This window comes from Agromyces fucosus, from assembly GCF_004134865.1.
Taxonomy (GTDB): domain Bacteria; phylum Actinomycetota; class Actinomycetes; order Actinomycetales; family Microbacteriaceae; genus Agromyces; species Agromyces fucosus.
Genome location: NZ_SDPO01000001.1, coordinates 642,176 through 661,720, shown reverse-complemented (window position 1 = coordinate 661,720; position 19,545 = coordinate 642,176). Strand labels below are relative to the sequence as shown.

At 69.3% G+C, this 19,545-nt stretch carries 20 protein-coding genes, 2 tRNA genes and 1 riboswitch; of the genes, 13 read left to right on the top strand and 9 right to left on the bottom strand.

All coding sequences use genetic code 11. The features are described from left to right. Nucleotides 1–67: 67 nt before the first annotated feature. The 9 genes from ESP57_RS03130 (at nt 68) to ESP57_RS03090 (ending at nt 8,849) form a co-directional block, all read left to right on the top strand. Nucleotides 68–691, top strand: a complete 624-nt coding sequence (locus ESP57_RS03130; RefSeq protein ID WP_129230512.1) for a hypothetical protein — start codon at nt 68–70, stop codon at nt 689–691. 249 nt (nt 692–940) lie between these two features. Then, nucleotides 941–3,037 (top strand): alpha-L-fucosidase, encoded by a 2,097-nt coding sequence (locus ESP57_RS03125; RefSeq protein ID WP_207904468.1) that lies wholly within the window; start codon nt 941–943, stop codon nt 3,035–3,037. A gap of 131 nt (nt 3,038–3,168) precedes the next feature. Then, a complete protein-coding gene (locus ESP57_RS03120; RefSeq protein WP_129230510.1) occupies nt 3,169–4,434 on the top strand; it encodes a DNA polymerase IV in 1,266 nt (421 codons plus the stop codon). Nucleotides 4,435–4,497: 63 nt separating this feature from the next. Then, complete coding sequence (locus ESP57_RS03115; protein ID WP_056009487.1) at nt 4,498–4,830, top strand: hypothetical protein; 333 nt, start codon at nt 4,498–4,500, stop codon at nt 4,828–4,830. Nucleotides 4,831–4,892: 62 nt separating this feature from the next. Next, nucleotides 4,893–5,002: riboswitch (TPP riboswitch) on the top strand. 39 nt (nt 5,003–5,041) lie between these two features. Beyond that, nucleotides 5,042–5,677: an ECF transporter S component gene (locus ESP57_RS03110; RefSeq protein ID WP_056009485.1), complete on the top strand. Its 636-nt coding sequence runs from the start codon at nt 5,042–5,044 to the stop codon at nt 5,675–5,677. A gap of 1 nt (nt 5,678) precedes the next feature. Beyond that, the gene (locus ESP57_RS03105; protein WP_129230509.1) at nt 5,679–7,169 is read left to right on the top strand and encodes an ABC transporter ATP-binding protein; all 1,491 of its coding nucleotides are present in this window, start codon (nt 5,679–5,681) and stop codon (nt 7,167–7,169) included. After that, the gene (locus tag ESP57_RS03100) at nt 7,166–7,939 is read left to right on the top strand and encodes an energy-coupling factor transporter transmembrane component T family protein (RefSeq protein WP_207904467.1); all 774 of its coding nucleotides are present in this window, start codon (nt 7,166–7,168) and stop codon (nt 7,937–7,939) included. The genes ESP57_RS03105 and ESP57_RS03100 overlap by 4 nt, the downstream gene beginning before the upstream one ends. Then, nucleotides 7,936–8,517, top strand: a complete 582-nt coding sequence (locus tag ESP57_RS03095) for a nucleoside/nucleotide kinase family protein (RefSeq protein ID WP_243648378.1) — start codon at nt 7,936–7,938, stop codon at nt 8,515–8,517. Before ESP57_RS03100 ends, ESP57_RS03095 begins: the two co-directional genes overlap by 4 nt. Before the next feature lie 77 nt (nt 8,518–8,594). Further along, a complete protein-coding gene (locus tag ESP57_RS03090; protein WP_056009479.1) occupies nt 8,595–8,849 on the top strand; it encodes a hypothetical protein in 255 nt (84 codons plus the stop codon). 20 nt (nt 8,850–8,869) lie between these two features. On the opposite strand, the gene ESP57_RS03085 is transcribed toward ESP57_RS03090, so the two are convergent. The 6 genes from ESP57_RS03085 to ESP57_RS03060 all read right to left on the bottom strand — a co-directional run bounded on the left by ESP57_RS03085 (nt 8,870) and on the right by ESP57_RS03060 (nt 13,232). Further along, on the bottom strand, nt 8,870–10,129 hold the full coding sequence (locus ESP57_RS03085; protein WP_129230508.1) for a serine hydrolase family protein: 1,260 nt from the start codon (nt 10,127–10,129) through the stop codon (nt 8,870–8,872). Nucleotides 10,130–10,153: 24 nt separating this feature from the next. Beyond that, a complete protein-coding gene (locus ESP57_RS03080) occupies nt 10,154–10,501 on the bottom strand; it encodes a metallopeptidase family protein (protein WP_129230507.1) in 348 nt (115 codons plus the stop codon). A 33-nt stretch (nt 10,502–10,534) separates the two neighbouring features. Continuing rightward, nucleotides 10,535–10,610: transfer RNA gene (locus ESP57_RS03075), tRNA-His, on the bottom strand. Between the two features lie 43 nt (nt 10,611–10,653). Continuing rightward, the gene (orn, locus tag ESP57_RS03070; protein WP_056009473.1) at nt 10,654–11,274 is read right to left on the bottom strand and encodes an oligoribonuclease; all 621 of its coding nucleotides are present in this window, start codon (nt 11,272–11,274) and stop codon (nt 10,654–10,656) included. A gap of 578 nt (nt 11,275–11,852) precedes the next feature. Further along, nucleotides 11,853–11,925 (bottom strand) — tRNA-Arg (locus ESP57_RS03065). Nucleotides 11,926–12,011: 86 nt separating this feature from the next. Beyond that, nucleotides 12,012–13,232: a cation:proton antiporter gene (locus ESP57_RS03060; protein ID WP_129230506.1), complete on the bottom strand. Its 1,221-nt coding sequence runs from the start codon at nt 13,230–13,232 to the stop codon at nt 12,012–12,014. Nucleotides 13,233–13,361: 129 nt separating this feature from the next. On the opposite strand from ESP57_RS03060, the gene nadE reads away from it, so the two are divergent. Beyond that, nucleotides 13,362–14,183: an ammonia-dependent NAD(+) synthetase gene (nadE, locus tag ESP57_RS03055; RefSeq protein ID WP_129230505.1), complete on the top strand. Its 822-nt coding sequence runs from the start codon at nt 13,362–13,364 to the stop codon at nt 14,181–14,183. 100 nt (nt 14,184–14,283) lie between these two features. Here the strand turns inward: nadE and ESP57_RS03050 are convergent, their stop codons facing one another. The 3 genes from ESP57_RS03050 to ESP57_RS03040 form a co-directional block, all read right to left on the bottom strand. Further along, on the bottom strand, nt 14,284–14,943 hold the full coding sequence (locus tag ESP57_RS03050) for a hypothetical protein (protein WP_129230504.1): 660 nt from the start codon (nt 14,941–14,943) through the stop codon (nt 14,284–14,286). 74 nt (nt 14,944–15,017) lie between these two features. Further along, nucleotides 15,018–15,281, bottom strand: coding sequence for a hypothetical protein (locus ESP57_RS03045; RefSeq protein WP_129230503.1), 264 nt, complete (start codon nt 15,279–15,281; stop codon nt 15,018–15,020). Between the two features lie 168 nt (nt 15,282–15,449). After that, the gene (locus ESP57_RS03040) at nt 15,450–16,457 is read right to left on the bottom strand and encodes an aldo/keto reductase (RefSeq protein WP_056009463.1); all 1,008 of its coding nucleotides are present in this window, start codon (nt 16,455–16,457) and stop codon (nt 15,450–15,452) included. A gap of 204 nt (nt 16,458–16,661) precedes the next feature. Between ESP57_RS03040 and ssb the strand changes: the two genes are divergently transcribed. From ssb to ettA, 3 genes are all read left to right on the top strand, one after another. After that, entirely contained in the window at nt 16,662–17,270 is a 609-nt protein-coding gene (gene ssb, locus ESP57_RS03035) for a single-stranded DNA-binding protein (RefSeq protein WP_129230502.1), read from the top strand. A 98-nt stretch (nt 17,271–17,368) separates the two neighbouring features. Continuing rightward, nucleotides 17,369–17,857, top strand: a complete 489-nt coding sequence (locus ESP57_RS03030; RefSeq protein WP_056009461.1) for a DUF6993 domain-containing protein — start codon at nt 17,369–17,371, stop codon at nt 17,855–17,857. Nucleotides 17,858–17,862: 5 nt separating this feature from the next. Next, nucleotides 17,863–19,545, top strand: a complete 1,683-nt coding sequence (ettA, locus tag ESP57_RS03025; protein WP_129230501.1) for an energy-dependent translational throttle protein EttA — start codon at nt 17,863–17,865, stop codon at nt 19,543–19,545.

Here is a 19,545-nt window from a genome sequence, read left to right as displayed (position 1 = left end):
GGCTCTCAGCATGTTCAATGCTCGCGACCGTACAGTGGTCGTCCCCTGAACGATTGACGAGGACAACATGGGATTCCTTGACCGTCTCTTCGGAGCAGTTCCCGCCGAACCGCAGCGCCCGCAGGCTCCGCCCGCCCGCCGGCTGAGCGACGACGAGCTCGCGGTCGAGCGCTACCGGTACCTTCTGCGCACCGCTCCGCCCGAGTCCGTCGAGGCGGTGCACGCCGAGGCGTTCGCGAAGCTCACGCCGCAGCAGCGCCAGGCCGTCTTCGCCTCGCTCAGTGCCGACGCGCCCGCCGGTGAGCGCCTCGTCTCCGATGAGCCGAGCGCGCTGGCCCGCGCCGCGACCCGCGCCGAGCTCCGATCACCCGGCAGCGTCGAGCGCGCCTTCAACCGAGCGGATGCCTCGGGCGGTCGGCCCCAGCAAGGCGGCCCGTCGTTCGGCGGCATGTTCGCGGGCTCGCTGCTCGGCTCCGTCGCCGGCGTGGTCGTCGGCTCGGCGATCGCGCAGGCGTTCCTTCCCGACCCCTCGGCGTTCGAGGCGGGCGGCGATGGCGGCGACACGGGTGCTCAAGACGCCGGCGGCGACGCTGCGGCGTCCGACGGCTACGACGGGTCCGGCGGCGACTCGGGCGGCGGTTTCGGCGACTTCGGCGGCGGAGATTTCGGCGGGGGAGACTTCGGTTTCTGACCCGCTGAGGTCGTCACGAGCGAGGAACGATTCGGCGAAGGAGTCGGGCCGAATGGCGGCAGACCAAGTTTCCATCGTTTCCTATAGGAAATAGACTCGATGTGCCCAGCTCGATATGGTGCCAAGTGAACGCACCATTTCGAGAAGGGGACAGTGTTGTCTGTTGAAACGAGAAGGACCGTCCGAGGTCGCCGATCGACGCGATTGCTGGTGACGGGTGCCGCCGTCGCTGCGCTCGTGTTGCCACCGGTGACCACCGCATTCGCCGCAGAGCCGGTGATCAGCTCAGCGCGCGCCGCCGTCGATCCCGGAACGCAGGAGCTCCGCAACCTCCTTGCTGCGGCGCGCACCTCCCAGAGTTCGACGCAGGGCGATCGCATCGCCGAGTACGCGCAGGACGGCGACACCGACGGTGGCAGCGTCGCGCTGACCGGTGACGATGAGAACGCGTGGTGGGGCGCAGACCTCGGTGCCGTCAAGCTGATCGAACGCCTCGACATCTCTCAGGGCTCCGGAGCGTCTCAACAGCTCGACGACTTCTACGTGCTGACGTCGACGATGCCGTTCGCGTCGGAGGACCTGGCTGCCACACTGTCGCAGCCGGGCGTGAGTGCCGAGCACGTCACGGCGCCGGCCGCGGGCCCGATCTCAGTGGAGCTGGGCGAACAGGCGCGTCACATGCGCATCCAATCGGCCGGTACCGGCCCGCTCGCCCTGGCAGAGGTCCAGGCATTCGGCGACGAGACGCTCGCGCCGAGCGACGGAACCGCGGAGGGCGCGGAGTTCGTCGCCGAGAACCAGTTCGGCATGTTCCTGCACTACGGCATGGGCACGATGACGAACGTGCAGTGGGCGGATCCCAACACCCCCGCGAGCGCATTCAACCCGGGCGCCGATGTCGACCCGGCGGTGTGGACCGATGCCATGACCTCGGCCGGAATGGACTTCGGCGTGCTGACCGCCAAGCACCACGACGGTCACGCGCTCTGGCCCACGCGCTACTCGGACTACTCCATCGCGAACAGCCCGTACCAGGGCGGTGAGGGCGATCTCGTCGGCGACTACGTGCAGGCGATGCGCGACGCCGATCTCAGCGTCGGGCTCTACTTCTCCATCTGGGATCGCCACAACGGCGAACCCGTCTCGCTCATCAAGAACCAGCTCCGGGAGATCCTCACCCGGTACGGCACCATCGACTACCTCTGGTTCGACGGCTGGGGGTGGCACATCCCGTACTCACAGGTGGAGTACGCGGGCCTGCGCGAGTTCATCCACCAGGTCTCGCCCGAGACCGTCGTGGCGAACAACGATCACTTCTCCGACCTCGCCACGACCGATGTCCTGGTCTGGGAGGTTCCGGTGCAGGGGTTCCCTCCGGCTGACGACCCCCGGCCCAAGGACGCCTCGGACACGCTCGACGCGAACTCGACCTGGTTCCACACGACGAGCACCGGCGCGCCGAAGAGCGCGCGAGCGATCGTGAGTTCGCTGAACCGCCTGAACGCAGGCAACTCGCTCTACCTGTTGAACGTCGGTCCCGACAAGGACGGCAGCATCCCGGCATCGCACCTGGCGCGACTCGCCGAGATCGGCGAGATGCGCCAGAATCCGCCGGGTGAGAACATCGCCGTCGGCAAGCCCGCGACTCAGTCGAGCACCTACACGGATGCCGGGACGGCCCTCTCGGCGTCGAGAGGCGTCGACGGCAACTTCTCGACGTTCGCGCACACGAACTCCGAGAAGAACGCCTGGTGGCAGCTCGACCTGGGGGCGGTGACCGGGCTCTCGGGCGTCGAGCTCTACAACCGGACGGACTGCTGCACCGCGCGGAACACCGACTACTACCTGTTCATCTCGAAGGAACCGTTCGACACGTCGCTGACGCCCGAGCAGCAGGCGGCCGTGCCGGGTGTGTGGTCGCACCACGACACCGGGCAGATGGCCGTTCCGACCTCGGTCGCGACGCCGGTCGACGGACGCTACGTGATGGTGCAGCTCGCGGGCACCAACTACCTGGCTCTGCCGGAAGTCGCCGTCTACCCGACGACGCGCACCCTCGACGTCTCCGTCGAGGCGACGGCACGTTGCTTGGGCGGCAAGGCGTTCGTGACCGTGCGCGCTCGGAACAACGAGGACGTGCCGGCGGCCGTGACCTTCGAGTCGCCGTTCGGCACGAAGTCGTTCGCCGCGGTCGCACCGGACGCGAGTGCCGTGCATTCGTTCACGACCCGCGCGGTCACCGTCGCCGCAGGCGCCGTCTCGGTCGAAGCGACGGCCACCGTCGGCGGTGCCCCGGTGACGACGACAACGGATGCCGCGTACGCCTCGAAGACCTGCGGCGGATGACGCCCGGCTAGCCTGATGCCGCGAGCGAGTTGCGGCAGCGGAGGCCCTCTTCCGAAGTGATTCGCTTCGCGAGCGGGGGCCTCCGCGGCTTCGTGGCCGGCGATGACGGCGGCAACGGATAGGGTCGCACCATGAGCAAGCAGGACGGCTCGTCGCGCCAAGTGACCACCGGTCCGGTCGACGATTCGGCGACACCGATCCTGCACGTCGACATGGATGCGTTCTTCGTCTCCGTCGAACTGCTGAAACGGCCCGATCTGCGCGGCAAGCCGGTGCTCGTCGGGGGAACGGCAGGCCGCGGTGTCGTGTCGGCGGCCAGCTACGAGGCGCGACGATACGGCGTGAACTCGGCCATGCCCATGTCGCTCGCGCTGCAACGCTGTCCGAACGCAGTCGTGCTGCGCGGCGACTACGCGAGCTACACCGAGTATTCGCGCCGGGTGATGAATATCTTCGAAGAGGTGACGCCGCTCGTCGAGAAGCTCTCGATCGACGAGGCGTTCCTCGACGTCTCGGGTGCCCGCCGGCTCCACGGCAGCCCTGCCGAGATCGCGTGGCGCCTGCGTCGGCGCGTGCACGACGAGACCGGCCTCACCTGCTCGGTGGGTGTCGCGGCCACGAAGTTCGTCGCGAAGGTGGCCTCGAGCCGTGCCAAGCCCGACGGCATGCTCGTCGTTCCGGCCGACCGCACACTCGAGTTCCTGCACCCGCTGCCGGTCTCCGCGCTCTGGGGCGTCGGCAAGGTCACCGAGGAATCGCTCACCCGCATCGGGCTCCGCACGGTCGGCGATGTGGCCGCCATGCCGGGCGACGCGCTGCAGCGGGCTCTCGGGCCCGCACTCGCCGCGAAGCTGGCCCACCTGTCGATGGGCATCGACGCCCGCGACGTCGTCACCGGGCGTGAGGAGAAGAGCATCGGGCACGAGGTCACGTTCGGGTACGACCTCACCGATCTCGAGCAGTTGCGGCGCGAGTTGCTGCGGCTCTCCGACGACGTCGCGGTGCGGCTCCGACGTGCGGGTGTCGTGGGCCGCACGGTCGTGCTGAAGCTTCGGTACGGCGACTTCCGAACCGTCACGCGGTCGCGCACCCTGGGGGAGCCGACCGACGTCGCGAGGCGCATCTACGACGAGGCATCCGCTGCGCTCGGCGAGCTCGCCGGCGATGGTGCCCGCATCCGTCTGATCGGGGTGCGGGCCGAGCAGCTACGGCCCTCGGGGAGCGGCGCCATGCTGTGGGACCCCGACGAGGAATGGCGCGAGGCCGAACGCACGATCGATGAGGTGACCGCACGGTTCGGTCGCGGGGCAGTGCGCCCGGCGTCGCTCGTGAGCCGTGCGGCAGAACGAGTCGAGTCGTCGCGTCGCAAGGATCCCGACCGCGGCGACGTCCGCTGAACACGCTACCGGCGATTCCCGCAAGGGGTGGTTCGCGGAGGGGCGCGCGGGTAGCGTGGACCCATGGCTGAACTCGTTCTGGACCTTGCCGAGACCGTCGCCGGCGTCGGCGTGAAGACCTCGTACGGCGATGCCGTCGACATCGACGGCACGACGGTCGTGCCCGTCGCGCTCGGATACTACGGCTTCGGCGCGGGGAGCGGCTCCGACGGAGCTGGCGACCAGGCGGGCGGTGGCGGCGGTGGCGGACTCTCCATTCCGCTCGGCGCATACGTCGGACGCTCGGGCGATGTGCGCTTCGAACCGAACCTCATCGGTCTCCTGCTCGTCGCCACGCCCCTCGTCTGGGTCACCGGCAAGGCGCTGCGAATGGTCATCCGCGCGCTCAAGCGCTGAGGCCGTCCTGCGGTCGCGCGAGGGGTCGTGGCCGTCGTCGCTCGGGCCATCGGCGTATACTCGTGCTCGAACACGGGAGTCCGGTGAGCCGGGCTGAGAGGAAGGTTCTCAACCTTCGACCGTCGAACCTGATCTGGGTCATGCCAGCGCAGGGAGGCCAACCACATCTCAATTTCCCGTGCCTCTTTCCACGAATCGAAAGGGCACGACAGTGCACACTGCAGCATCAGAAACCAGCAGCCCCTCCACCCCCCGCACGTCACGCGACCTGCGCTGGCGGGTCGTCGACATCGTCGTCGCCAGCGTCATCGGCGTCGCGACCGGGCTCCTGTTCCTGTTCTGGAACAACGTCGGCTACGCATGGTTCAGCGCGGCCGATGCCCTCACGCCCGGGCTCGGCGGCGTCGCCGTCGGCATCTGGCTCATCGGCGGCGTGCTCGGCGGGCTGATCATCCGCAAGCCGGGTGCGGCGCTCTTCGTCGAACTCCTCGCGGCGATCGTCTCGGCGCTCGTCGGCAACCAGTGGGGCATCGAGACGATCTACTCGGGCCTGGCACAGGGTCTCGGCGCCGAACTGGTGTTCGCGATCTTCGCCTACCGCCGCTTCGGCCTCGTGCCCGCGATGCTCGCGGGTGCGGCCGCCGGCGCAGCGGCGTGGACGCTCGAGCTCTTCGTCTCGGGCAACCTCGCGAAGTCGGCCGAGTTCCTCGGGCTCTACTTCACGACCGTCGTCATCTCGGGTGCCGTGCTCGCAGGGCTCCTCGGCTGGCTCATCGTGCGCGGTCTCGCTGCGACGGGTGCTCTCAGTCGCTTCGCCGCCGGTCAAGACGTGGCGCAACGAGTCTGACGTGGGGCGCGTTTCCGAAACCACCCGACCCGCGCGCGTGGAGGCGCGCGGGTGGGGGTGGCGGCATGCCGGTCGCAAGCGAACCGCGCTCGACCGCATCGACCTCGTCGTCTCGCCGGGGGAGCGGGTCCTGCTGCTCGGGCCATCCGGGTCGGGCAAGTCGACCCTCCTGCACGCGCTCGCCGGAGTTCACGGCGGGGCCGAGGAGGGTGAGGAGTTCGGCTCCCTCCTCATCGACGGCGAGTGGCCCGGCGCCGTACGCGGTCGGGCGAGCCTCGTTCTGCAGGATCCCGACTCGCAGGTGATCCTCGCGAGGGTCGGCGACGACGTGGCGTTCGGGTGCGAGAACCTCGGCATTCCGCGCGACGAGATCTGGCCGCGCGCGCGTCGAGCCCTCGACGAGGTCGGTCTCGACCTCCCACTCGACCACTCGACGAGTGCACTCTCCGGTGGTCAGAAGCAGCGGCTCGCCCTCGCCGGTGCGCTCGCGATGGGCCCGGGCCTGCTGCTCCTCGACGAGCCGACGGCCAACCTCGATCCTGCAGGCGTCCACGAGGTGCGGCAGGCCGTTGCTCGCACGCTCGATCGCACGGGCGCGACGTTCGTCGTGGTCGAGCACCGCGTCGACGTCTGGATCGATCTCGTCACCCGGGTCGTGGTGCTCGGCCGTGATGGGCGTCTCATCGCCGACGGCGAGCCGCAGGAGGTCATCTCGACGCAGCGGGACACGCTGCTCGCAGCCGGCGTCTGGGTTCCGGGCGTGCCACCGGCGGTGTCGGCCGCACGGCCCGTGCCCGCGGCATCCGTCGTCGACCTCGAGGGCATCGGTCTCGCCATCGGGCGACGGAGCGACGCCGTCGTGCGCAGCGATCTCTCGCTCGCGCTGCCGCGGGCGGCGTCTACGGTGCTCACCGGTCCGAACGGTGCGGGCAAGTCGACGCTCGCGCTCACGATGGGCGGCCTGCTGCCACCGCTCGGCGGTCGCGTGCGCGCCTCGGAGGCATTGGCACGCGGCCTCAAGACGGACCCCATCCGATGGCGATCGCGCGAGCTCCTCTCGCGGATCGGCACCGTCTTCCAGGAGCCCGAGCACCAATTCGTCGCGTCGACCGTGCATCGCGAACTCGAGGTGGCACCTCGCGCACTCGGACTCGATGCCGCGACGACCGCTCGGCGCACCCGTGAGGTGCTCGAGCGACTGGGCCTCGATCGCCTCGCCGAGGCGAACCCCTTCACGCTGTCGGGCGGCGAGCAGCGGCGGCTCACCGTCGGATGCGCGCTCGTCTCGCAGCCCGGCGTGGTGATCCTCGACGAGCCGACGTTCGGGCAGGACCGATTGACCTGGATCGAACTCGTGACGCTGCTGAGGGGTCTCGTCGACGAGGGCACGACGCTGCTCTCGGTGAGCCATGACGCCGCCTACCTCGATGCGCTCGGCGACCAGCACCTCGACCTCGGGAGCGACGCCCTGCGCATGGAGGCTGCGGCATGATCGCGACCCAGCGACTGCACCTCGTCGACCGGGTGAACCCCGTGAGCCGGCTCGCCGCGGCGATGCTGCTCACCACTCCGCTGCTGCTTACCGTCGACTGGGTGAGTGCCGCCGTCGCACTCGGCGTGCAGCTCGTGCTCTTCGCGATGGCCGGCGTGACCCCGAGGGTGCTCATCGCACGGGGATGGCCGATCCTCATCGCCGCACCGATCGCCGGGTTGAGCATGCTGCTCTACGGCCAGCCGGAGGGGACCGAGTACTGGTCGTTCTGGCTCGCCCGCATCACCGATGGATCGATCGAGCTCGCGGTCGCGGTGACCGTGCGCGTGCTCGCCATCGGGCTGCCCGCAGTGCTCCTCTTCATGAACGTCGATCCGACCGAACTCGCCGACGGGCTCGCGCAGATCGCGAAGCTCCCGAGTCGCTTCGTGCTCGGTGCGCTCGCTGGAGCGCGACTCGTGGGGCTCTTCATGGAGGACTGGCGGGCGATGGCGCTGTCGCGCCGCGCACGCGGCATCGGCGATCACGGCGTGGTCCGCAGGTTCGCCACGATGGCCTTCGCCTTGCTCGTGCTCGCGATCAGGCGCGGCAGCAAGCTCGCCACTGCGATGGAGGCTCGAGGGTTCGGTTCCGACCACCCGCGGACGTGGGCGCGGGAGTCGCGAGTCGGCTGGCCGGATGCCCTGCTGCTCTGCATCGCCGTGGCCATCGCGGTCCTCGCGATCAGCTGCGCAGTCTGGGCGGGAACCTTCCACGCGGTGTGGGCGTGAGCGCGAGCGATCCGCGCGGTGCCGCCGCGGCGGGCGCCGCGGCATCCGCAGTACGCGTCGTGCTCGAACGGTGCCGGACTGCGGGCGCCCGGGTCGTGGCGATCGATGGACCGAGCGGTTCGGGCAAGAGCACGCTTGCCGACGCGCTCCTTCGGGCGTGGCCGGGCCCTGCTCCCGAGCTCGTGCGTCTCGACGACGTCTATCCCGGCTGGAACGGCCTCGAGCCGGCCGGCGCCGCGGTGGCGCACGAGCTCGTCGCGCGTCACGCACGCGGCGCGGTCGGGCGATGGGGCCGGTGGGACTGGGCGGCCGAACGCGTCGCCTCGATCGAACGGAGTCGGCCGGGTCGGGTGCTGATCGTCGAAGGCTGCGGCGCCTTCGCGGCGACTGCTCCGGTCGAAACGCTCGCGGTGTGGGTAGAGGCATCACCGCGTGTGCGCAAGCGCCGGGCGCTCGAACGGGATGCCGGTGCGTTCGACCCGTACTGGGACCTGTGGGAGCGCCAGTGGCGCCGCTACGTCGCCCGAACCGCACCCGCCCGCCGAGCCGACGTGCGGGTGCGTGTCGCCGACGACTGAGGCGGGAGGTCGGCGACACGATCCGTGACCGCGCGCGCGACCTGCCGCTTCGTCATCGCGAGGGCTACGGTAGTGACATGAGCACAGATACGGGAGCCCAGTACGTCGCGGAGTTCCTCGACGGCCCGCTCGAGGGGGAATTCGAGCACCGCATCCTCGTGGGCGGCAAGCCCGAACAGCGAGTCGGCATGGTCGCCGCTGTCGACGGTCTCGAGTCCCTGTTCTGGTACGACGCGGTCGACGAGCGCGAGGTCAACGGCCAGGTGCGCGTGCAGTTCCGCTTCGACGCCGACGACTCCGATCCGGTCGAGTCCGACGACGAGAACGACTGAGCCTCGGACCCGTCGGCCGGTCAGCCCTGCTGATCGTCGATGAACGCGCCGATGAGCGCCGCAGGGTGTGTGAGGCGCCAGATCGGCCCTGGGTCACGGATGGCGCTCGTCAACTCGAGCGGTGAGGCGACCTCGCCGCCCGCGGTCGTGAAGCTGACGCGGCCGACATCGCTGCCCGAAGACGCGGTCGTGAAGGGCTCGACGGTGACGGATGCCTCGGCGCCCCCGTCGCCCCACGAGGCATCCGTTCTGCTGACCGAGGCGATGAGCTCGGCCCGGTCGCCCCATGCGGCCTCGACGCTCGCGTAGGGCGTGCCGGCGGTGATGACCTCAACCGGCGTCGCCGATGCGGCGGCGGTCGTCACGGCGGTGCTCACTCCCGCGTCGAGTGCCTCGTAGTCGGGCATGAGGGTCGTCGCGCCCACGAGGCGGTACGGCGGCTGGTCGGCGAGTCCCGGCACGGTGGTCGTGTACACGAAGCTCACGCCCGCCTGGTCGGTGTAGCTCCGTGCGAGGGCACGAACACCGGCGTCGCCCGCGCGCGCGACGTTGTCGGGGATGTCCCGCTCGCCGGCGACCGCGGGGGCGTCGCCGACGCCGAACATCGCTGCCAGGGCTGGATCGGCGAACACGAGGGCGGCGAGCCGGGTGAGTTCCTCGGGGGTGCCGACGTTGTCGCCCGAGAGTCCGGTGGCATCGGCGACTCTCGTGGCGGTGAACCCGTTCTCGGCGAGCCAGGCGTTGGCCGCCTCGACGTAGGCGTCGGTGCTGCCGAACGCCCACCGCACGAGCGTGTCGGCGTGGTTGTTGCTCGAGGCGAGCAGCGTGGCCCGCACGACGTCGCGTTCGGTCCACTTCTGGCCCGGAAGCACCGGCAGCGTGCGGGTGTCCTCGGCGACGTACCGAAGGTAGTCGGTGTAGTCGGCCGGCCCGATCGTGAGGTCGGGGCCGCCGCCGTCGCTCGGAATGGGCAGGGAATCGAGGGTGGCGAGCACGGTGACGAGCTTCACGGCGCCGCCGATCGGCACGGCATCGGTGTCGCCCGCGACCGCGAGCGTCGTCGCAGCGCCGTCGTCGCCGAGCACCGCCATCGCGCTGGCGCCGTCGGCGGGGAGTGTCACGGTCGCCGCGCTCTCGTCGGGTGCCTCGTCGCTCTCGGCCATGGTGACGGACACCGACGGAAGTGGGCCGAGGAGCATCGCCGGGCCGTAGACGCCGATGCCGAGGATCGCGATCGCTCCGACGGCGATGCCGACGATGCGGCCGGGGGTCATGCTCATGGAATCAGCGTAACCCGGTGCGGATCATGCCCAGCCCAGCTCGTGGAGCCGGTCGTCGTCGATGCCGTAGAAGTGCGCGATCTCGTGCACGAGCGTGACGTGGATCTCCTCGCGGAGTTCGTCTTCGTCGGCGCAGATCGCCAGCAGCGGCTCGCGGTAGAGGATGATGCGGTCGGGCATCTCGCCGAATCCGTATCGATCGCGTTCGGTCAGTGCGAAGCCGTCGTAGAGGCCGAGCAGGTCGAGCGAACCGTCTTCTGGGCGGTCCTCGACGACGAACACGACATTCTCGAGGCCGTCGACCATGTCGTCGGGCAACTGATCGAGCTCATCGACGACGATCGTTTCGAACGCTTCGGCGTCGAGTTCCACGAGCGGCTCCGATCGGAGGCGGTGAAGAAGTATTGGGGTGAGTAACGGGGCTTGAACCCGCGACCTCCTGGACCACAACCAGGCGCTCTACCAACTGAGCTATACCCACCATGTGTCGACCGCCGGGGCGATCTGGCAACTCGACGAGCTTACTACACCTTGGAGGCGAACTCGTTCACCACGGACGTCGAGAGGCTCTGGAGCTCCGCCGTCGAGGGGCCGGGCTCGGCCACGAAGACCGCACGACGGTAGTAGTGCAGCTCGCGGATCGACTCGAGGATGTCGGCGAGAGCACGGTGCCCGCCGTTCTTCGGCGGCGAGTTGAAGTAGGCACGGGGAAACCAGCGCTTGGCCAGCTCCTTGATCGAGGAGACGTCGACGCTGCGATAGTGCAGGTGCGCGTCAAGGCGCGGCATGTACTTCGCGAGGAACGCGCGGTCGGTGCCGATGGAGTTGCCCGCGATCGGTGCCTTCTGCTCTTCGGGGATGTGCTGCAGCACGTACTCGAGCACCTGGTACTCGGCATCGGCGACGCTCACGCCGTTGGGGATCTCCTCGATCAGCCCAGACGTCGTGTGCATGCCGCGGACGAAGTCGCCCATGTTCTCGAGTGCGCTGGCGTCGGGCTTGATGACGATGCTCAGTCCGGCGTCGACGGGATTGAGGTCGTAGTCGGTGATGACGACGGCGATCTCGACGAGCTCGTCGACCGCGAGGTCGAGTCCGGTCATCTCGCAGTCGATCCAGACCAGGCGGTCGCTCGAAGAAGGCATGCCGAGAGTCTATCCGGGTGCTCCGACGTCGCTGATCGGGGTTTGTCGCAGGATCAACGAGGCGAGACCGGGCCAGGATTCACGCGGCGCTACCGGACAGTCGTCCGCGCGTCAGTGCTCAGCGGTAGGTTCGCGACATGAAGAGGTGTTTCCGGTGCAAGGTCGAGCTTCCGCGCACCAGCTTCAACGGGTCCCCGAAAAATCGAGACGGCCTCCATTCGTACTGCCGCGAGTGCCAGAAGGCCCACTACCGGGAGAACGCTGCCCGACACGCGGCGAACGTGCGTGCGACCAGCGCGCGACGTCTCAACGAGGCGAGACGGGTCGTCATCGCCCGCCTCGCATCCGGTTGCGTCGACTGCGGCAATCTCGATCTGCGAGTGCTCGAGTTCGATCACGTTCGAGGCGAGAAGGTCGACTCGGTCGCGAACCTCGTACGCCGCGGGCGGAGCCTCGATGTGATCGAGGAGGAGATGCGGAAGTGCGACGTGAGGTGTCGGAACTGCCACGCGATCGTGACCATCGCTCGACGAGGTCGTTCGTGGCACCATGAGCTACTGGACGAACGCGGAAGGGCGTCCCCCCGGAGAGATTCGAACTCCCGACCAAGTGGGTAGAAACCACCTGCTCTGTCCACTGAGCTACGGGGGGCCGACTGGAACGCCGCCATGCAAGCATAGCCATCGACGGCCGATCGGCGGGTCCTCCCACCAGCGTGCCCCGGGTATGCCGCCGGCTCAGCCCTCGATGGGCGCGAAGGGGTCGTCCGCCGAGGCGCGAGCCGGGTCATCCGATCGCCCCTTGCGGATCGCCAGCGCGATGAGCGGGAACAGCAGCACCGAGAGCATGCCGGCGCCGACCAGCGCGGCCGCGGTGCCGCTCGGCAGATCGCCGTTGTCGACGCCGATCGCGGTGACGGCGACGATGATCGGCAGTCCGGTCGCCCCGAACAGCGCCGTCGCCACGAGATCGCGCCGACTCGATCCCTTGGGGGCGGCGAGCAGCGACGGCAGGCCGCGTACGACGAGCAGGAGCACCAGGAAGATCGGCAGGAGCACCGTCGTGCGCACATCCGCGAACAGGGACTCGAGGTCGAACGCGACGCCGGTGTTGATGAAGAAGACGGGCACCAGGAAGCCGTAGCCGACGGCCTCGAGCTTGGTCTCGACCACCTCGACGTCGCGTTCCGGGGCGCCGGAGAGCAGCAGTCGGTACAGCACGCCGGCGGTGAAGGCCCCGAGCAGCATGTCGAGGTCGAGCACGATGCTGAGCGCCACGAGCGCGAGCAGCACGAAGATGACGAGCCGCACGGCGAACTGCCCGCTCGTGTGCAGCGTCGCCGTGATGACCCGGTGCATGCGCTTGCCGACGCCCTTCGCGGCGAGCCAGATGGCGATGCCGGCGATCACGGCGAACGAGAGGAGCACGACGGCGGCCAGCAGCGGGCTGCGGCCGCTCAGGAACAGGGAGATCGCGAGCAGAGGTCCGAACTCGCCGATCGCACCGAGGGCGATGACCGCGATCCCGAACGGGGTGCCCAGATCGCCGGAGTCGCGCAGCACCGGCATGATCGTGCCGAGTGCCGTCGAGGTCAGCGCGATGCCGATGAACGCCGCCGCGGGAAGATCGGCCGCCAGGAGCGTCGCGAGGCCGATGCCCGCTGCGAGTGAGATGATCCAGCCGATCGCCGCGCGGCTGAGCGGTCGACCGCGGATGGCCCGGAAGTCGATCTCGTTGCCCGCGAGGAAGAAGAGCATGGCTAGGCCGAAGTCGGCGAGGAGGGTCATGAAGTCGTCGGGGACGATCCACCCGAGCAGTGCCGGCCCGAGGAGGAGCCCGAGGACGATCTCGAAGACGACAAGGGGAATGGCCACCCACTTGCCGATGGCTCGCACGAGGAGCGGCGCCGCGACGGCGATCGCCGGCACGAGCACCATGGTTCCGATCGAGATCTCCACGAGGGGCACTCCGTTCCAGGGCGGCAGGTGTGCCCGTCGTGATGCTAGCGGAGGCAGCGGGCGGTGCCGTGGCGCCGGACCGTGGCATCCGGTTGTCTGCTGGAAACATGACGGCGGTATCGTCGTGGCATGCGAGAGCTGCAGTCGCGAATCATCGCCGAACTCAATGTCACCCCGGTCATCGATCCCGCCGAGGAGGTGCGGGCGCGCATCGACTTCCTGAAGGCCTACCTTCGTGCCACCGGCGCCAAGGGCCTCGTCCTCGGCATCAGCGGCGGGCAGGACTCCACCCTCGCGGGCCGATTGTGCCGGCTCGCAGTCGCGGAGCTCGAAGCCGAAGGCGCTGCATCGCGGTTCATCGCCGTGCGCTTGCCCTATGGCGTGCAGCGCGACGAGGACGATGCGCAGCTGGCCCTCGACTTCATCGAGCCGCAGGAGACCGTGGTCTTCAACGTCAAGGGCGGCGTCGACGGGCTCACCCAGGACTTCGCTGCGGCGACCGGGGTGCCGCTCAGCGACTTCGGCAAGGGCAACGTCAAGGCGCGCATGCGGATGGTGGCGCAGTACGCCCTCGCTGGAGAGGGCGGGCTGCTCGTCGTCGGCACCGACCACGCCGCCGAGGCCGTCACGGGATTCTTCACCAAGTACGGCGATGGGGGAGCCGACGTGCTTCCCCTCACGGGTCTCACGAAGCGGCAGGGGCGCGCGCTGCTCGAACACCTCGATGCGCCCGAGCGCCTGCATCTCAAGGTGCCGACGGCGGATCTGCTCGATGCGAACCCGGGGCAGTCCGACGAGGCGAACCTCGGCCTGAGCTACGCCGACCTCGACGCCTACCTCGAGGGCGAGGAGATCGACGAGGCGGTCGCCGAGCGCATCGAAGCCCGCTTCCTGCAGACACGGCACAAGCGCACGGTTCCCGTGTCGATGTTCGACGACTGGTGGCGCTGATCGTCACACCCCGCTGCTGAGGGCCGCACGCTGCGCTCAGCAGCGCGGCCCTCGGCGGCCTGCGTGGTCCAGGACGCTCAGCGGATTCGAGCGAGCCGCCTCAGCGTTGCTGCTCGCCCTGCAGCGTGGCCGTCGGCGCGGTGTTGACGGTCATCGTCGAGTCGGCGCTCTCGTCGGCGATGGTGACGCTGCCCTGATAGCGCTGCTGGTGCTGATCTGCGACCCAGCTGTCCTGCTGGTCGATGGCCGTCTGCTCGGGCTCCTGGCGCTGGGTGCGCCAGCGCGTGAGGTCGTTCTGGAACTGGCGGCGCGTACGGCCAGGGCGGCGCTGCCACTCGAGGAGTCGATCGCGGAACTCCACGACAGCCGGGTCGAGCTGGTACCCGAACGTCGCCGATGCGCGCTTGAGTTCGTGCAGCTGGTGAGCGGCCCAGTTCGCCGCGACGTCGGACCCGCGGATCGGCAGCAGCCGTGCGACGATGTCGGCCTGGCCGACGGCACGATCGGCGAGCACCTGCTCCTGCGGCGTCAGCGAGTTCCACACGGATGCCTCAGTGGCGGCATCGACGAGCGCGGCGATCGCTGCGGCCTTCGACTCACGATCGCGCTGCGCCACGAGCCGCTTGATCGCAAGACTGGCGATCCACGCGGCGAGGAGGCCGGCAGCGAGCACCGCGAAGAACAGCACGACGGCCGAGAAGACCGTGGGCTGCGAGGCGCTCGAATCGAGCCATGAGATGAGATCGTTCCACCACTGCATGGCCGCAGATTACCCCCGGCTCGCGTCGCGGTCGGAGAGCGACGGCGGCGTGCCCGATTACGCGTGGGGCGAGCTCAGCGGAAGACCTCGGCGGCGGCGCGCGACGACCAGAACTCGCCGAGTTCGATCGAGCGGATGCCACCCGCGACGAGTCGTTTCGAACCGAAGCGGACCTCGTTGCCGAACCCGCGCTGCTCGATGTGTCCGAGCACGGCGCCCTGCGGGCGGGTGACCCGCCACAGGCCGGGTGCTGCGGGCGAGATCTGCAGGCCGGGCACGTCGTCGGGGAACGGTTCGCGAGTTCGCGTTGCGAACGCGTCGGTGGCGATGGCGGACATTTCGCTCCTCTCGTGGTGCAGCCGGCCCTGCGGTGTGTCACGAGAGTACGGCCGGCCGCCGACATCCGCTCGGCACTCGATGGCAACCGCGGTCGGTGGCCGTTGCCGGTGGTCGCCGGCATGCAGTGCCCGGCCGAACCCGGCTGGGCACTGCATGGCCCGCCGAGCTCAGCCGAGCACGGTGCCGTGCGCGGCGAACGGCTCGATGCGTTCGATCTCCGCCTCGGTGAGCGGTGCCGCGTCGAGCGCGGCGATGTTCTGCTCGAGCTGCGCGACGCTCGAGGCGCCGATCAGCGCGCTCGACACGAGCGGCTGGCGCAGCACCCAGGTGAGGGCGAGCTGGGCGAGCGTCTGGCCGCGATCCTTCGCGATCGCGTCGAGCGCACGGGCGCGCTCGAGGTACTCGCCGCTGATGCGGTCGGGGGAGAGGAACCGGCTCGTCGCCGCCCGCGAGTCCGCGGGCACGTCGCCGCCGAGGTAGCGATCGGTCAGGAGGCCCTGCGCGAGCGGCGAGAACACGATGCTCGCAGCGCCGACCTCTTCGAGCGCCGGGAACAGGCCGTCTTCGATGTGACGGTCGAACATCGAGTAGCGCGGCTGGTGGATGAGGAGCGGCACGCCCTCGGCCTCGAGCGCCGCTGCTGCTGCCCGCGTCTGGTCGGGGTCGTAGTTCGAGATGCCGACGTAGAGCGCCTTGCCCTGTCGCACGGCACTCGCGAGGGCGCCCATCGTCTCCTCGATGGGCGTCTCGGGGTCGGGCCGGTGCGAGTAGAAGATGTCGACGTAGTCGAGGCCGAGGCGACCAAGGCTCTGGTCGAGGGAGGACAGCAGGTACTTGCGCGAACCGAAGTCGCCGTACGGGCCGGGCCACATGTCGTAGCCCGCCTTCGACGAGACGATGATCTCGTCGCGGTAGGCGGCGAGGTCGTCGGCGAGGATGCGGCCGAAGTTCACCTCCGCACTACCGGGAGGCGGTCCGTAGTTGTTCGCGAGGTCGAAGTGCGTGACCCCGAGGTCGAAGGCGCGACGCACGATCGCGCGCTGGGTGTCATAGGTGCGTTCGTGCCCGAAGTTGTGCCAGAGGCCGAGCGAGAGAGCCGGGAGCTTCAGGCCGCTGCGGCCCACCCGGTTGTACTGCATGCGGTCGTAGCGTTCGGGGAGGGCGGCGTAGCTCATGGAGCAACTCTAGGTCGCCCGACTCGTCCTCCACACTCGCGTGACGGCCGGCTTCTGCACGACTACTGTCGGCGACCACCGGATGCCTCGGGGCCGACGCGATGCTGTTCGGAACGCGGCTCCGGGGTGACGATCCGGCACGAGCGCCTTCCCGGGGCCGCGTGCCGTCGACTCGCGGCGGCATCCGACCGAGGAGTGCAGCACATGACCGACATCATCACCGTGACGGGAGTCGTGGGAACCGATCCCAAGCACCACGTCACCAACGGCGGACTCGCCATCACCACCTTCCGACTCGCCTCGACGAGGCGCGTGTTCGATCGCGAGAAGGCGACGTGGGAAGACGGGGAGACCAACTGGTATACCGTCTCCGCGTTCCGTCAGCTCGCCACGAATGCGAGCCTCTCCATCCGCAAGGGCGAGCGGCTCATCATCCGGGGCCGGCTCCGGCTGCGCGCCTGGGAGACCGGCGAACGGTCCGGCACGGCCGTCGAGATCGAGGCCGACTCCATCGGCCACGACCTCGCATGGTGCGTGAGCACCTACGCCAAGGTCCGGCCGACGCGTCCAGCGGATGCCGCGGAGGCGGGGTCGCCGCAGGGCGACGCGTTCGGCGGCGCCGAGGTGCCGGCGGCGGGCTCCGGAGCGGCGTTCGACGGCGGCTCCTCCACGTGGCCCGGCACCTCCTCGGCGCTGCGACCCCTCGGGCTCGACGCCGACACCGATGACGACGCGGACACCGCCCCCGGCGACGACGACGATGCCGAGGGCGGCGTCGAGCTTCCCGAACTCGAGGCGACGTTCGCCCGCTGAGCAGGTGCTCGAGGCCACGCACGGCCCGCCCGAGCCTCGATCGAAGGCGTACCGCCTAGAATCGGCTCGGGCGGTCGCCACCGCCGGTGAGGGGAACGATGAGACGGCGATTCGGTACCAGCGCGGGCCTTGCGATCGCGGGGGTCGCGTTGCTCGTCGGGCTCACAGCGTGCACGTTCGACGACCCCCAGCCGACAGCACCCGCGACCGCGCGACCGACGCCGTCGACACCCGGTACCGCGGCGCCGACCGCACCCGAGTTCCGTCCCGAACTCTCCGCGTCCGAGAACCTGCCGTATTTCGACTGGGTCAACGCGGGCGTCGTCGCCGCGAACGCCTCTGCGGGCGGGCGCGACTTCATCGACGCGCTCGTGGCCGCGGGCTTCGACAAGGCCCAGATGCAGGTCACCGCCGACCGCACCACCGTCGACCTGGCAGCCGATTCCGTGCAGTTCTCCGTGCTCTTCCAAGGGGAATGCCTGGTCGGCCAGTACGGTCCCGCCTCCGGTGGATACCACGGCGCGGTCCGGCCGCCGCTCGGCACCGGCACCTGTCTCGTGGGGCAGACCCGCCCCATAGACTGGTAGGCGACATGGCTGATTACATTTACTCGATGGTTCGCGCCCGCAAGGCGGTCGGCGACAAGGTCATCCTCGATGACGTGACGATGGCATTCCTCCCCGGAGCGAAGATCGGCGTGGTCGGCCCGAACGGCGCCGGCAAGTCGACGATCCTCAAGATCATGGCCGGCCTCGACCAGCCCTCCAACGGCGAGGCGCGGCTGAGCCCCGGCTACTCCGTGGGCATCCTCATGCAGGAGCCCGTGCTCGACGAGACCAAGACGGTGCTCGAGAACGTTCAAGAGGGTGTCGGGCCGATCAAGGCGAAGCTCGACCGCTTCAACGAGATCTCGCTGGCGATGGCCGAGCCCGACGCCGACTTCGACGCGCTCCTCGCCGAGATGGGCGTGCTGCAGGAGGCCATCGACGCCGCAGACGCGTGGGACCTCGACTCCCAGCTCGAGCAGGCGATGGACGCACTGCGCTGCCCGCCGGGCGACGAGCAGGTCTCCGTGCTCTCGGGCGGTGAGAAGCGCCGTGTCGCGCTCTGCAAGCTCCTGCTGCAGAAGCCCGACCTGCTGCTCCTCGACGAGCCCACCAACCACCTCGACGCCGAGAGCGTGCTCTGGCTCGAGCAGCACCTCGCCAAGTACCCCGGCGCCGTGCTCGCCGTCACGCACGACCGGTACTTCCTCGACCATGTCGCCGAATGGATCTGCGAGGTCGACCGCGGTCGCCTCTACCCCTACGAGGGCAACTATTCGACCTACCTCGAGAAGAAGCAGGAACGCCTGCAGGTGCAGGGCAAGAAGGACCAGAAGCTCGCCAAGCGCCTCTCTGAAGAGCTCGAGTGGGTCCGTTCCAACGCGAAGGGGCGCCAGGCGAAGTCCAAGGCGCGACTGGCGCGCTACGAGGAGATGGCGACCGAGGCCGAGCGCACGCGCAAGCTCGACTTCGAGGAGATCGTGATCCCCGTCGGCCCGCGCCTCGGCGCGCAGGTGATCGAGGCCAAGAAGCTCCGCAAGGGCTTCGGCGAACGCATCCTCATCGACGACCTGAGCTTCAGCCTGCCGCGCAACGGCATCGTCGGCATCATCGGCCCCAACGGCGTCGGCAAGACGACGCTGTTCAAGACCATCGTGGGGCTCGAACCCCTCGACGGCGGCGACCTCAAGATCGGCGAGACGGTCGACATCTCGTACGTCGACCAGAGCCGCGGCGGCATCGACCCGAACAAGAACCTGTGGGAGGTCGTCTCCGACGGCCTCGACTACATCATCGTCGGCAAGACCGAGATCCCGTCGCGTGCCTACGTCTCGCAATTCGGCTTCAAGGGACCCGACCAGCAGAAGAAGGCCGGCGTGCTCTCGGGTGGTGAGCGCAACCGCTTGAACCTCGCGCTCACGCTGAAGCAGGGCGGCAACCTGCTGCTGCTCGACGAACCGACCAACGACCTCGACGTCGAGACGCTGTCGAGCCTCGAGAACGCACTGCTCGAGTTTCCCGGTTGTGCCGTGGTCATCACCCACGACCGGTGGTTCCTCGACCGCATCGCGACGCACATCCTCGCCTACGAGGGCACCGAGGAGGACCCCGCGAACTGGTACTGGTTCGAGGGCAACTTCGAGTCGTACGAGCAGAACAAGGTCGAGCGGCTCGGCCCCGACGCGGCGAAGCCGCACCGTTCGGCCTACCGCAAGTTGACCAGGGACTGA

What these genes read in the sequence shown, in the direction of transcription:
- ESP57_RS03130 (WP_129230512.1), top strand. Translation starts at nt 68, where the DNA reads ATGGGATTCCTTGACCGTCTCTTCGGAGCAGTTCCCGCCGAACCGCAG.
- ESP57_RS03120 (WP_129230510.1), top strand. Translation starts at nt 3,169, where the DNA reads ATGAGCAAGCAGGACGGCTCGTCGCGCCAAGTGACCACCGGTCCGGTC.
- ESP57_RS03115 (WP_056009487.1), top strand. Translation starts at nt 4,498, where the DNA reads ATGGCTGAACTCGTTCTGGACCTTGCCGAGACCGTCGCCGGCGTCGGC.
- ESP57_RS03100 (WP_207904467.1), top strand. Translation starts at nt 7,166, where the DNA reads ATGATCGCGACCCAGCGACTGCACCTCGTCGACCGGGTGAACCCCGTG.
- ESP57_RS03090 (WP_056009479.1), top strand. Translation starts at nt 8,595, where the DNA reads ATGAGCACAGATACGGGAGCCCAGTACGTCGCGGAGTTCCTCGACGGC.
- ESP57_RS03085 (WP_129230508.1), bottom strand. Translation starts at nt 10,129, where the DNA reads ATGAGCATGACCCCCGGCCGCATCGTCGGCATCGCCGTCGGAGCGATC.
- orn (WP_056009473.1), bottom strand. Translation starts at nt 11,274, where the DNA reads ATGCCTTCTTCGAGCGACCGCCTGGTCTGGATCGACTGCGAGATGACC.
- nadE (WP_129230505.1), top strand. Translation starts at nt 13,362, where the DNA reads ATGCGAGAGCTGCAGTCGCGAATCATCGCCGAACTCAATGTCACCCCG.
- ESP57_RS03050 (WP_129230504.1), bottom strand. Translation starts at nt 14,943, where the DNA reads ATGCAGTGGTGGAACGATCTCATCTCATGGCTCGATTCGAGCGCCTCG.
- ESP57_RS03045 (WP_129230503.1), bottom strand. Translation starts at nt 15,281, where the DNA reads ATGTCCGCCATCGCCACCGACGCGTTCGCAACGCGAACTCGCGAACCG.
- ESP57_RS03040 (WP_056009463.1), bottom strand. Translation starts at nt 16,457, where the DNA reads ATGAGCTACGCCGCCCTCCCCGAACGCTACGACCGCATGCAGTACAAC.
- ssb (WP_129230502.1), top strand. Translation starts at nt 16,662, where the DNA reads ATGACCGACATCATCACCGTGACGGGAGTCGTGGGAACCGATCCCAAG.
- ESP57_RS03030 (WP_056009461.1), top strand. Translation starts at nt 17,369, where the DNA reads ATGAGACGGCGATTCGGTACCAGCGCGGGCCTTGCGATCGCGGGGGTC.
- ettA (WP_129230501.1), top strand. Translation starts at nt 17,863, where the DNA reads ATGGCTGATTACATTTACTCGATGGTTCGCGCCCGCAAGGCGGTCGGC.